This window comes from Pseudomonas sp. NPDC089752, from assembly GCF_044748725.1.
In the GTDB taxonomy this organism is placed as follows: Bacteria; Pseudomonadota; Gammaproteobacteria; order Pseudomonadales; family Pseudomonadaceae; genus Aquipseudomonas.
This window is the reverse complement of sequence record NZ_JBIVGP010000010.1, coordinates 23,304-36,366: the sequence shown is the minus strand read 5'-3', so window position 1 is coordinate 36,366 and position 13,063 is coordinate 23,304. Positions and strand designations below refer to the sequence as shown.

General features: G+C 61.6%; 10 protein-coding genes and 1 pseudogene. 5 read left to right on the top strand and 6 right to left on the bottom strand.

Translation table 11 applies throughout. From position 1 onward, the window contains the following. Positions 1 to 78 precede the first annotated feature (78 nt). Entirely contained in the window at positions 79 to 1,932 is a 1,854-nt protein-coding gene (locus ACIPZF_RS17760) for an ABC transporter ATP-binding protein (RefSeq protein WP_400801667.1), read from the top strand. A 6-nt stretch (positions 1,933 to 1,938) separates the two neighbouring features. Here ACIPZF_RS17760 and ACIPZF_RS17755 read toward each other — a convergent pair. The 6 genes and pseudogenes from ACIPZF_RS17755 to ACIPZF_RS17730 all read right to left on the bottom strand — a co-directional run. After that, positions 1,939 to 2,061, bottom strand: a pseudogene (locus tag ACIPZF_RS17755) (DUF6021 family protein); the annotation flags it as partial. Positions 2,062 to 2,290: 229 nt separating this feature from the next. Beyond that, positions 2,291 to 2,986 carry a GntR family transcriptional regulator gene (locus tag ACIPZF_RS17750; protein WP_400801666.1) on the bottom strand — a complete coding sequence of 232 codons (696 nt, stop codon included), beginning with the start codon at positions 2,984 to 2,986 and terminating at the stop codon, positions 2,291 to 2,293. A gap of 99 nt (positions 2,987 to 3,085) precedes the next feature. Beyond that, the gene (locus ACIPZF_RS17745) at positions 3,086 to 5,110 is read right to left on the bottom strand and encodes an alkyl/aryl-sulfatase (RefSeq protein ID WP_400801664.1); all 2,025 of its coding nucleotides are present in this window, start codon (positions 5,108 to 5,110) and stop codon (positions 3,086 to 3,088) included. A gap of 201 nt (positions 5,111 to 5,311) precedes the next feature. Beyond that, on the bottom strand, positions 5,312 to 6,535 hold the full coding sequence (locus ACIPZF_RS17740) for an amidohydrolase family protein (protein ID WP_400801663.1): 1,224 nt from the start codon (positions 6,533 to 6,535) through the stop codon (positions 5,312 to 5,314). Between the two features lie 57 nt (positions 6,536 to 6,592). Beyond that, complete coding sequence (gene cynS, locus ACIPZF_RS17735) at positions 6,593 to 7,063, bottom strand: cyanase (RefSeq protein ID WP_400801661.1); 471 nt, start codon at positions 7,061 to 7,063, stop codon at positions 6,593 to 6,595. A gap of 30 nt (positions 7,064 to 7,093) precedes the next feature. Next, complete coding sequence (locus ACIPZF_RS17730; protein WP_400801659.1) at positions 7,094 to 7,753, bottom strand: carbonic anhydrase; 660 nt, start codon at positions 7,751 to 7,753, stop codon at positions 7,094 to 7,096. Between the two features lie 110 nt (positions 7,754 to 7,863). On the opposite strand from ACIPZF_RS17730, the gene cynR reads away from it, so the two are divergent. The 4 genes from cynR (at position 7,864) to ACIPZF_RS17710 (ending at position 12,881) form a co-directional block, all read left to right on the top strand. Further along, a complete protein-coding gene (cynR, locus tag ACIPZF_RS17725) occupies positions 7,864 to 8,751 on the top strand; it encodes a transcriptional regulator CynR (protein WP_400801657.1) in 888 nt (295 codons plus the stop codon). 115 nt (positions 8,752 to 8,866) lie between these two features. Next, a complete protein-coding gene (locus ACIPZF_RS17720; RefSeq protein ID WP_400801656.1) occupies positions 8,867 to 9,394 on the top strand; it encodes a sigma-70 family RNA polymerase sigma factor in 528 nt (175 codons plus the stop codon). Then, on the top strand, positions 9,394 to 10,359 hold the full coding sequence (locus tag ACIPZF_RS17715) for a FecR domain-containing protein (protein ID WP_400801654.1): 966 nt from the start codon (positions 9,394 to 9,396) through the stop codon (positions 10,357 to 10,359). Before ACIPZF_RS17720 ends, ACIPZF_RS17715 begins: the two co-directional genes overlap by 1 nt. An 89-nt stretch (positions 10,360 to 10,448) precedes the next feature. Next, complete coding sequence (locus ACIPZF_RS17710) at positions 10,449 to 12,881, top strand: TonB-dependent siderophore receptor (RefSeq protein ID WP_400801652.1); 2,433 nt, start codon at positions 10,449 to 10,451, stop codon at positions 12,879 to 12,881. The last annotated feature ends 182 nt before the right edge of the window (positions 12,882 to 13,063 follow it).

Sequence of the window (13,063 nt, the reverse complement as noted above, 5' to 3'; positions counted from 1 at the left end):
TGGAATGCCGGGGGAACGGCGGATACCCTGCTGTGGCCTAAGATGAGGCTTGCGATCCATTGCCTTGCGGAGACCACCATGCTGGGTGCTTTTGAACGACGGCTCGACCCCTTCCCCCCTGACGAGGCGCCACCGCCTCCCATCGGCCTGCTGCGCTTCCTGTGGGCCTGCACACGGGGTGCCCGCGGCTACATCCTGGCACTGGCGCTGTCCAGCGCCAGCGTCTCGATCTATGAAGCCTGGCTGTTTTCCTTTCTCGGGCAGGTCGTGGACCTGCTGCCGACCTGGCAAGCCGGCGGCGCCGCAGGCGAGCAGGAACGCTCCATCTTGTGGGGCATCGGCATCGTCCTGCTGACCAGCATCGGGCTGGTGGCCATGCGCACGATGCTGCAGCACCAGGTGCTGGCGATCAACCTGCCGCTGCGTTTGCGCTGGGACTTCCATCGGCTGATGCTGCGGCAAAGCCTGTCGTTCTTTTCCGACGAATTCTCCGGACGCGTCACCACCAAGGTGATGCAAACCGCGCTGGCCGTGCGTGAGGTGCTGTTCACCCTGATCGAGATCATCCCCGGCATCGGCGTGTACTTCATCGCGATCATCGCCCTGGCCGGTGGGTTCGACCTGAAGCTGATGCTGCCCTTCGTTGCCTGGGTCGCGCTGTTCGGCCTGGCCCTGCTGTACTTCGTGCCGCGCCTGGGCAAGGTCGGCCAGGAGCAGGCGCACGCGCGCTCGTCGATGACCGGCCGGGTTTCGGATGCGTACACCAACATCACCACGGTGAAGCTGTTCTCGCATTCCAAGCGGGAGGCGCACTTCGCCCGCGCGGCGATGGAAGACTTCAAGCAGACCGGCTTTCGCCAGATGCGCCTGGTCAGCCAGTTCGAGATCGTCAACCAGGCGCTGGTGGTCGGGCTGATTTTCGGCGCTGGCGGCTATGCCTTGTGGCTGTGGCACCAGGGCCAGGTCGGCACCGGTGCGGTGGCGGCGATTACCGCCATGGCCCTGCGGGTCAACGGCATGTCCCACTGGATCATGTGGCAGATGACCTCGCTGTTCGAGAACATAGGCACCGTGCAGGATGGCATGGCCACCTTGACCCGCGGCCCCAAGGTGCAAGATGCACCGGATGCCGGCCTGCTGACCACCTCAGGCGGCGCGGTGGCCTTCGACAATGTCAGCTTCAACTACAACGGTGAACGCCAAGTGCTCGATGGCCTGAGCCTGAACATCCGCCCGGGCGAAAAGGTCGGCCTGGTGGGCCGCTCCGGCGCGGGCAAATCGACCCTGATCAACCTGCTGCTGCGCTTCTATGACGTCGACAGTGGCGAGATTCGTATCGATGGCCAGAACATCGCCAAGGTCACTCAGGACAGCCTGCGCAGTGCCATCGGTATGGTGACCCAGGACACGTCCCTGCTGCACCGTTCGATCCGCGACAACATCGCCTACGGCCGCCCCGATGCCACCGAGGCGCAGATCCGCCGCGCAGCCGCCAACGCCCAGGCCGACGGTTTCATCAGCCAATTGAGCGACCGCCAGGGCCACAGCGGCTATGACACCCTGGTGGGCGAGCGTGGCATCAAGCTCTCAGGTGGCCAGCGCCAGCGCATCGCCATCGCCCGGGTGATGCTGAAAAACGCCCCTATCCTGTTGCTCGACGAGGCCACCAGCGCGCTGGACTCGGAAGTCGAAGTCGCCATCCAGGAAAGCCTCAATGAAATGATGCAAGGTAAAACCGTCATCGCCATCGCCCACCGGCTGTCCACGATCGCAGCCATGGACCGGCTGATCGTCATGGACGAGGGGCGCATCATCGAGCAAGGCACCCACAGCGAGCTGCTCGCTCGCAACGGTACCTATGCCAGGCTGTGGCAACACCAGAGCGGCGGGTTCCTGGGAGAGGATCAGGGTGTTGCCGAGGCCGTGGAGTAACCTGCGCTAGTCTTTCGGCGGTTTGGCCGGCCCCTGGGGATCTACCTGGGGGTCGTCCAGGTCCGGAGAGTCGGGGTCGAAGCCCAGGTCATCCTTGCGCGTCGCGTGTTCGGACGAGTGCGGCCCCTTGCCTCGGGCCGTTCGCTGCGCCGTTGAATCATGCGCGGTGCCGGTCGAGCCGTCCGGGCGATGGGCATCGTTGTCGCGCTCCTGCTCGCCGTGGGTGGCAGACCCTTTGGATTGATTAGTCATCACGCCTCCTGTCTGTTGTGCGTCAACCAGGCATCGGTTGGCATAACAGAGGAAGCCCCAAGCGGGGATAAAGTTCAGCGCAGCTTCGCGAGCCTGGATGGATGGCTCATAACCCTGACAACGCCTGCTTCAGGTTGACCTCGGGAGGCGTCACATCGTCGAGGGTCAATTGGCCCTCGAGTTCGTCCAAGTGCGCAATCATCTGCTTCACGGCCATCTCGGTATCACCCTCGCGCAATGCGTCGATGATTGCCTGATGCTCGCATGAGGCACAGGGCGGGCTGTCGCCACGCTGGTACAGCGCGACGATCAACGAGCTGCGCACCATCAGGTTACCGAGAATCTCGGCCAGCACCCGGTTGCCACTCACTTCCCCCAACAACAGGTGGAACTCGCAGAGTACGCGGACGATGAGGCGGCGATCGGTGCCGGCTGTTACGGTGCACTCGTCGCGCATGTGCTGATCGATGCGCTTGCGATGCTCCGCGACTCGAACAGGGGTAATACCTTCGACGATCGCCCGCTCCACCGCACGCCGTGCCGCAAAGATTTCCCGCGCCTCCCGGGCGCTGGGCTGGGCCACGGTCGCGCCACGATTGCGCTCGATGTCGACGATGCGCTCCATGGCCAGGCGCTGCAGCGCCGCCTGCACATGGTTGCGGTTGGCCTGCAAGGCTTCGACGATATGCGCTTCGACCAGGCGCACGCCGGGGCGCAGGCGGTGCTGGGCGATGGCCGTGGAGAGTACATCGGCGATACGCTGGACTTCCTGCTGCTTGCTGCTGACCACGCTGCTCTTCATGACCACCTCAAGACCCTCAAAGCATAGGGCCGGCATTATCCGCCGGCCCATGCAGTGGGGCAATCGGTGCGATGCACGAAGCCCGGTATCAAGCCGCCATCAAGGCGTAACGATCGGGAACCAGAAGTCGAAGTTGTCCATGTAGCTCAACAACTCTTCGAGCTTGGCTTCTGCGCCCTCCACCTTGATCACTCCCGAAGAGACAGCGTCCTTGAGGGTGGTTTCCTTGAGCATCAGCTTGTTCAACGTATCGCGGGTCAGCGTGAGCTTGGCATCGGCGTCCTTCGCCTGCATGCCTTCGGTATGGTTGAGCACGCCGTTCACCATCTCCAGCGCGTACTGCTGCTTCAGGTCGGTAAAGTCGAAATTCAGCGTGATGTGCTTGTCTTCGGCTTCTGGTCCTTTCAAACGCATGGCCAGGTAATCGAAGAACAGGTCGAGGTCCATTGCCTTGACCGTATCGGGGCTGGCGGTATCGGGGGTTGGCAACTGCTTGACCCCTTCGCGCAGCTCCTTGGCGCCGGTCAGGTAGAAGTTGCGCCACGGGCCGCTTTCAGCCTGGTAGCCGAGTTGCTCCAGCGCGTCGGCTTGCATGTTTTTCGCAGCCTGGTTGGTCGGGTCGGCGAAAACCACCTTGTTGACCACCTCTGCTACCCAACGGAAATCCCCCTTGTCGTAATACTCTTTGGCCTTCTTCAGTACCGCATCGGCCCCGCCCATCATGTCCACGTAGCGCTTGGCCTGCTCTTCAGGCGGCAGTTCCCACAGGGTCGCCGGGTTGCCAATGAACCAGCCCAGGTACAGCACATAGGTGGCCTTCACGTTGTGGTTGAGCGAACCGTAGTAACCCCGGTTGGAAAAGCGCTGGGCGATCGCCTTGGGCAGTTTCACCTGCTCGGCAATCTCGGTCATGGTCAAACCCTTGTTGGCCAGGCGCAGGGTTTCGTCATTGATGTAACGGTACATGTCGCGCTGCGACGAAAGTTGGTCGCGCACTTCCTGGTTGCCCCAGACCGGCCAGTGGTGCATCGCATACATGACCTGGACGTCATCGCCCCACATTTTCAGCGCTTGATTGAGGTATTTGGACCACGGCAGTGGCTCGCGAATTTTCGCGCCGCGCAGCGAATAGGTGTTATGCAGCGTGTGGGTGGAGTCCTCGGCGGTGTTGAGCGCTTTCTTCTCGTGGATGTAATAGAGCATCTCTGCCGGTGCTTCGCTGCCGGGGGCATAGAGGAACTCGTAGGTCAGGCCATCGATGGTGCGTTTCTCGCCGGTCTTCTCGATGATGTCGGTCGGCGGTATCAAGGTGACGGTCCCTGCGGACGTCGTGGTCCCAAGGCCCGCGCCCAGTTGGCCGGTTTCACTCGGCGGCAACAGGTTGCCGTACATGTAACTGGCCCGGCGGCTCATGGCGGTACCGGCCATCACGTTTTCGGCTACGGCATGTTCGAGGAAGCCTTTTGGCGCATAGACCTTGACCTTGCCCGCCTTCACGTCCTCCTCGTTGATCACGCCGCGTACACCGCCGTAGTGGTCAACGTGACTGTGGGTATAGATCACAGCAACTACCGGTTTTTTCGGCCGGTGTTTGTAATAGAGGTCGAGGGCCGCCTTGGCCGTTTCGCTGGAAATCAACGGGTCGAAGATGGTGATACCTTCCTTGCCTTCGACGATCGTCATGTTCGACAGATCGTAGTTGCGCACCTGATAGATGCCGTCGGTCACCTCGAACAGGCCGGAGATATTGATCAACTGCGACTGTCGCCACAGGCTGGGGTTGGTGGAAGCCGGCGCGGCCTCGCCCTCTTTGATGAACCCGTACTTGTTCGGGTCCCAGATCATGTTACCGCTGGGGCCTTTGATCGGTTCGGACGGCAGCGGCGCAATGAACCCCTTGTGCGCCAGTTCGAAAGAGGTTTTGTCGTTGAAGGGTAATTCTTTGAGTAATGCGTCGTTGGCAGCCTTGGTGGCATCCGTGGCAGGTTTAGGCGCTTCTTCGGCCCATACGTGAGTAGAAAGTGCGATGGCACTCGCCAACAATAACGATGAGCCTGTTTTCCAGCGCGCCATGGGCGCTTTGATGGCCTTGTCGCCTCTGTCAGGTTTCGCAAACAATCTCATGACAATCTCCCTTTGAACTGATGCGCTGTACCTGAGAGGCAACCGCCAGCGGAAGAAAGAACTCGCGATATTGAGTACTCACGCTCCAGTGATCACGCGGATAAACGCCATCCGGTCATGAGAGAAACGCAATACGACTCAATAGACCTTACACACTAGGTGAGCTTGGGCTCCTTGCAAGTCAACCGACCGAAATACAGGTCAGAAGGCTACTGAACGGTATTGCTCGGCTGTTGCCACGATTCTTCCGCGCTTGAGCACCATCAGCCGCGCTGGCAAATCGAGAATGACATCACTGACTGCACGGGTGTCCAGCAGCACCAGGTCCGCATCGTTGCCCACTGCCAGGCCGTATTTGTTCAAACCCAGGGCTTTAGCCGGGTTGGTGGTGAGCATGGCGAGGACGGTGGCTTGGTCATCCGCCCCGCCCAAGTGGCAGGCTGGCAGCGCCAGTTGCGCGATGTTGAGCAGATCGCCCGTGCCATATGGGGTGAAGGCATTGCGAATGTTGTTGGTCGCCAGGCAGGTGTTCACACCGCCATCGCGCAGTGCCCGCACGGGGGTCAACGTTCGCCGCACGTTATGGCTGTCGCCGCGGGCGCCCAGGTGCAAGTCGGTGGCAGGCAGGCACATCACACTGATATCCGCCTCGCGCAGCAACTCGATGATCGGCGCCTGCCGTTCGGGTGCGACAGCCGCCAAACTGGTGAGGTGACCGACGCAGACGCGCCCTTGATAACCCTCGGCGAGGGTTCTGCGAGCCACATGTTCGATGGTCATGTGCTCGGCGTCATCGGCGAAATCCTGGTGCAAATCGATGGGCTTGCCGTAGCGCTTGGCCAGGTCGAAGACGAAGTCGATGTGCTCGATGGGGCAACTGTCGTTGTAGGGGATCCCGCCAACGACATCGGCCCCCTTCTCCATGGCTTCGACCATCATGGCCTTCATCCCAGGCAGTTTCAGGATCCCTTCCTGCGGAAAGGCGACCACCTGGATATCAATGAACTCACGGAATTTTTCGCGCAGTTCCAGCACCACATCCAGGCCGGTGAAGCCCTGTGATGGATCGAACTCGGCGTGGGCACGGACATGGGTGCTGCCCGCCTGCACCAGCGCGCGCAAGACTTGGGTCGACCGCGCCAGAATGTCTTCTCGGGTCAGTGTCGGCTTGAGCGCCGCCGTCACCGCGATGGCTTCCTTCAAAGTGCCCGAACGATTGGCCCGACGCTCCATGACGTTGGCTTTTTCCAGATGCAGATGGCCTTCGACGAAACCGGGAATCAGTACATTGCCGTTGCCCTCGACCTCCTGCCTTGCGCGTGCAGCGATGGCGGGCTCGACCGCGACGATCTTGCCGCCCTGCACACCGACATCCACCAATGTTTGCGCATCATCGATGCGTACGTTTCGAAAGATCATATCCATGCGCTTCATTCCTCCGGCGGCCGGGCGCGGTCAGGCGCCGGGCCGCTTGCATCGGGATTAGAAAGGTTTGGTCGGCAGGTACTTGCCATCCAGGGTGATCACCGCGCGCGAGCCGCCTTCTGGATCTTCGACCTTCTTGATGTCCAGTTTGAAGTTGATGGCACTGATGATGCCGTCACCGAACTTCTCGTGAACCAGCGCCTTGAGGGTGGTGCCGTAGACCTGCAGCATCTCGTAGAAGCGGTAGATCGTAGGGTCGGTCGGCACACCGTTCTCCATGCAACCGCGCACCGGTACGGTTTGCAGCAGGGCAATGCCATCGACGTCGAGGCCGAGCTTTTCGCCAACGACCTGGGCGGCGCTGGCAGGCAGCGGGTGCTGGCCCAACAGTGCGGCGGTCACGAAGGCTTCGGACAGGCCGGTACCGTCGGTGATCTGGGCATACGACAGGTCTTTGCGGGCCTTGGCCATGAGGATGACTTCGGTCAGTGCCTGGCGAACGCTCTGGGTGGCTTGGGACTGGATCATGGGGTTGTCTCCTTGGGTAAAAAGTTGGGTTCAAGCAGCGTGCTTGGGTTGATGGGAAACGGCGTGTACCTGCGGGTTGTCCGCAAGGCTCACGAAAGAGCCGGTGCTGCCATCGAACGCGTCGATACGGCCGCTCTCGATGTCGTAGATCCAGCCGTGCAGGGTGACCCGGCCCTCTTCCAGGGCGAGGCGTACCGACGGGTGGGTCTGGATATTGGCCAACTGGGCAATGACGTTCTCACGCACCATGGCCTCGACCTTGCTGTGCTGGTCCTGATGCTGGCGGGCTTCGTTCACCACCCGGGCGGAATCGGCGTAGCGCAGCCAACCGGCCACGGCGGGCATGTGGTCCAGGCACTTGCAGGTGGCGATGGCGGTCATGGCGCCGCAGTCGGAGTGGCCACAGATCACGATATCCGCGACTTGCAGCGCGGCGACCGCGTATTCGACCGAGGCCGATACGCCCCCAGGCTCAGGGCCGTAGGACGGCACGATGTTGCCGGCATTGCGGATGACGAACAGGTCACCCGGCTCGCGTTGGGTCACCAGCTCCGGCACCAGGCGGCTGTCGGAGCAGGATATGAACAGCGCCCTCGGGCTCTGCTGGGTGGCGAGTTCCTTGAACAGCTTGACGCGCTCGGGGAAGGCGTCTTTCTGGAACTTCAGGAAACCATCGATGATGTCTTTCATGGCTGTTGCCTCTGTCTGGCCGTTGTTGAAGCAAAGGTTACGGACCGGATGACATAAGGTAAAAGTCTCATTTATTATCTGCCGCATCAGATAATCTTATGTGAATGACCATGCTTGCCCGACACATCCAGTACTTCCTCGCGGTTGCGGAGCATCACAGCTTCACCCGGGCCGCAGCGGCCTTGCATGTCTCCCAGCCCGCACTGTCGCAGCAGGTCAAGCAGCTGGAAGAAAGCCTCGGCGCTCAGTTGTTCGACCGATCAGGCCGCACGACCCGCCTGACGGATGCGGGTGAGGTGTATCTTCAATACGTGCGGCGTGCCTCCCAGGAGCTTCAAGAGGCCAAGCGTGCCATCCATGATGTGAGCGACCTCAGCCGAGGGTCGCTGCGGGTGGCGGTGACGCCCACCTTCACCAGTTACTTGATCGGCCCATTGGTCGAGGCGTTTCACAGCCGATATCCAGGCATCATCCTCAACCTGCGGGAAATCTCCCAGGAGCGCATGGAGGCGCTTTTGCTGGCCGATGAGCTGGATGTGGGTATCGCGTTCGAGCAGGCGCACGCTCAGGACATAGAGGCGCTCCCGCTGCTGGTTGAAACCCTTGCCTTAGTGGTCAGCCGTACACACCCCTTGGCAGAGAACCAGTCCATCGGGCTGCAAACCCTCAGCGCGCAGGCGCTGGTGCTGCTCAGCGGAGAATTTGCTACCCGAGAACAGATCGACCGCTATTGCCGTCAGCACGACATTCATCCTCAGGTTCGGATGGAGGCCAACACCATCAGTGCCGTGCTCGAAATCGTGCTCAGGGTGAAACTGTCGACGCTGTTGCCCGCTGCAGTCGCCCTGGCGCATGACGACCTGATCGCCATCGCGCTCGATCCGGCACGCCTGCAGCGCACCGCGGTGCTAATGCGGCGCAAGGGCGCTTATCAGAGCGCCGCTGTTCGCGTTTTCATCGAGCTGGCCCTGACAGTGGCCGCACAGCTGGAGAAGTAAACGAGATTGGCGGCCCTGCTCTTTACGAAGGGCAGCCGGGATGGCCAATTGCCCGAAACCGGCACCGACGCTAGAATTGCTAACCATTCGCATTAGAAACCAAGGCGCCGTTCCCATGACCGCTGCTCCCGGCACTGCTGGCTCCGACCTGGAAGCACTCTATCGCGCCCATCACGGCTGGATACGCCAATGGCTCCAGCGCAAACTCGGCAACGCCCATGATGCCGCAGAACTTGCCCAGGACGTCTTCGTCCGCTTGCTGAGCAAGCCGCGGGCGTTCAATGATGCCGAGCATGCCAAGGCTTATCTGGGGCGGATGTCGCGCAACGCTTGCGTCGACTTCTGGCGCCGGCGGCGAATCGAACAAGCCTACATGGAGGTGCTGTCGGCCCAGCCGGAACAACTGCTGCCTTCACTCGAACACCAGGCCATCATCCTGGAAACCCTGGCGCAATTGCAGGCCATGATCGACCGCATGCCCCAACGTGTAGCAGAAGCGTTCTGCCTGGCCCAACTGCAAGGGATGAAACAGCGGGAGATCGCCGAGCACTTGAAGGTGAGCGAACGTAGCGTGAACAACTACCTGGCCCAGGCGATGTACCAGTGCCTGCTGCTGGAAGTCGAACTGGACGCGTCGCTTTGATGAACAACGCCCCGCTCGACCACGCCGTACTGCAAGCCGCCGCTTCGTGGTTCGCACGCCTGCATGGCGCTGCGGACGATCCCGCCACAATCGCACAATGGAACACGTGGCTTGCCGAAGATGCACGGCATCGCCTGGCCTGGCGCTACGTCGAAGGGATCAACCAGCGCTTCGGCACCCTGCACGCCGACGCCGACCATGCCCATCAGGCGCTCAACGCCGCACACCGTGGGCGTCACTCGCGCCGCAGCCTGCTCGGCGGCCTGTGCGTAGCCGGCGCCACGGGCCTGTTGGGCTGGGGAAGCTGGCGACAGGGTTGGGTCGACTCGCCACGGGCGTGGTTCGCCACCTACCGCACCGGCCTGGCCGATGTGCGGCCGCTGACCCTTGCCGATGGCAGCCGGCTGTGGTTGAACGGGCAGACGGCGCTGGATGTGCAGTTCGATGAATCCGTTCGACAACTGCGGCTGTATCGCGGCGAAATCCTGATCGAGACCGGCGCCGATGCCCGGCCCCTGCAGGTGCTGACCCGCGCAGGCCGCATGCAGCCCCTGGGCACACGTTTCAGCGTGCGTGATCAGGGCCTGCGCACCACCTTGAGCGTGTTCGAAGGCACGGTGCAGGCCACGTGCGCAGAAAGTGGCCGACAACTGCGGGTAGAGGCTGGGCAGATGACCGTCTTCGATGCGCAGCAGGGCGCCGCGCCTAGGCCGGCAAACGCCCTTCGACAAGACTGGAGCCGTGGTGTGCTGGTGGCCGAAGACATGCCACTGGGCCAAGTGATCAGTGTGCTGAAGGACTATCGCCACGGGCATCTGGGCATCGACCCAAGCCTTGACGCACTGCGCGTCGTGGGTACCTATCCACTGCTCGACAGCGACCGTGCGCTGGCGATGCTTGAGCGGGCATTGCCGATCCGAGTGGTACGCACCCTGCCGTGGTGGGTCTCGGTCGAAGCACGCTGAAATTAATTCAAAAATCTTTTTCCGGTTTTGCGCTGCTCGTTCGCTTGGTGGGATGACGACACTTCATCGAACTTGCCAAGGACCCGCTCATGTTTGCTCGCGACACCGCTCTCCCCCGCCGTCATCCACTCGCACTGGCCGTATGTCTCGCACTGGCCGGCCTGAGCGCGAACGTCTTCGCCGATAGCGCCGGGGCAGCAACCCAAGCGCAGGCGATCAATATTCCCGCGGGGCCCCTCGCCCGCCAGTTGAACCTGCTTGCCAGCCAGGCCGGCCTGCTGATCGGCGGCGATGCCGCGCTCACGGCCAACAAGCAGAGCCAGGCGGTGCACGCGACCAGCGTGGAACAAGCGCTGGCGCAGATGCTGGCCGGCAGTGGCGTGGAAGCCGTACGCACAGGTGAACGTGAGTTTCAGCTGGTGCGCAAGGTCGAGGGCTCGGCCCTGACCCTGGACAGCACCACCGTCAACGGCCAAGGGCTGGGCGACGTCACCGAGGGCACTCACGCTTACGCCACCGGCCGCTCGGCCACCGCCACCAAACTGCCATTGTCGCTGCGCGAAACACCGCAGTCGGTAACCGTGGTCACCCGCCAACGCATGGATGACCAGGGCATGAAGACCCTTGATGACGTGATGCAGAACACCACCGGCATCACCATCGTCAAGAACGGAGGCGAACGCTCGCTGTACCAGGCACGTGGCCAACTGGTGGACAACCTGCAGATCGACGGGGTGCCGACCAATATCAGCAACGCCTATTCGATGGACGCTATCTCCAAGCCCAACACCGACATCTATGACCGCGTGGAGATCGTGCGCGGCGCCACAGGCTTGATGGAGGGTGCGGGCAACCCGTCGGCATCGATCAACCTCATTCGCAAACGCCCGACGGCCGAGCGACAGGCCCTGATCGAAACCTCGGTGGGCTCGTGGGACGACTACAAGACCATGGTCGACCTGTCCTCGCCGCTGAACGAGGCCGGTACCCTGCGCGGCAGGTCGGTGATTTCCTACAATAATGCCAACAGCTACCTGGATACCGCACAAAAGGAAAACCAGCTGTTCTACGGCATCCTCGAAGCCGACCTGAGCGAGTCGACCATGGCCACCTTCGGCTTCAGCTACCAGAAGGAGCGCAACTCGGGTTACGACTGGTCCGGGCTGCCGTCCCGTGAAAGCGGCGCGTTCTATCCCCTGTCGCGTTCTACCTCGCTGACCGGAGACTGGAATCACCTGGACAAGCGCAACACCACGGTGTTCGCCGATATGCAGCACAGCTTCGCCAACGACTGGAAGGCCGTGATCGCTGTTAACCAGATGTGGGCCAAGTCGGACTTCCTGGGCAACTACACCTTCCCCGGTGGTGACACCGACTTGTTTACCCTGAACCCGCGCCTGTTTCGCTACGACGACACCCAGACCAGCCTCGATGGCTACCTGACCGGACCGTTCCAGTTGCTCGGTCGCCAACACGACCTGATCGTCGGCGGCAACTGGCGCAAGGACGATTTCGACTACCACGGCGGCCGCGATGCCGGGTACCGCTATATCGTCGACATGAACAACCTGGCAGCCTTCGACCCGCCTGCACCCACCGGCCTGAACGTCAATCAGTGGCAGTACAACCGCTCCCAGGAGCAAAAAGGCGTGTATGTCGCCAGCCGCTTCAGCCTGACCGACAGCACCCGTTTCATTCTGGGCAGCCGCGTGAGCTGGGTAAGCTACGACACGCTGGATGACACCAACGGCATACGCACACCTGAAGACCGTGAGCATTACTCCAAAAGCGGCGAAATCACGCCATACGCTGGCTTGGTACAGGACCTGGACGAACACTGGTCGGCCTACGCCAGCTACACCGAGATCTTCAAACCGCAGGATGTACGCGACATCAACGGCGGCATCCTCAAGCCCACGACCGGCAGCAACTACGAAGTCGGTCTCAAGGGTGAGTTCCTCGACAAACGCCTGCAAACCTCGATAGCGCTGTTCCAGGCCGACCAGACCGGCCGCGCCGAACTGGTCACCGCCGATGACTGCCCCGACGGTTGCTACCGCCCTTCGGACAAGGTTCGCAACAAAGGTATCGAACTTGAGCTGACCGGCGAGATCCTGCCGGATTGGAACCTGTCTGCTGGCTACACCTACACCCAGTCGAAGTACATCGGCGGCCAGCAGAAAGGCGACGACTTCAATGGTGCCTCGCCACGTCACCTGTTCAAGGTGGCCACTGATTATCGGCTGTCAGGAGCGTTGAACCACCTGCGGGTGGGCGGCAGCTTCTATGCCCAGAGCAAGATGACCCAGACCGAGGTCGGCGAAGATTACAAGATTCGTCAGGACGCCTACCACCTGACCAACCTCCACGCGGTCTACGAGATCAGCCGGAACCTGGAGCTCCAGTACAACCTGGATAACGTGTTCGACAAGAAGTACTACCAGACGCTGGGGAATGCCAACTATTGGAACTTCTATGGCGAGCCACGCAATTTCAACCTGGCGTTGCGCGCGAAGTTTTGAAAAGCTTGCCGTCATGGGCTTGGTTTGGGCTTATTGGGGACGTCTGCCTTGGGATTAGTGCGGTGTTTGGATGTGTTCGCCTTGAAATGTTCAGCGCCTATGAGATCGAGCGCCGCCCGCGCAGCGCATCGCGAGCAACGCTCGCTCCTACGTTTGTTTCTGGCCAGTAACGTCAGTGACAG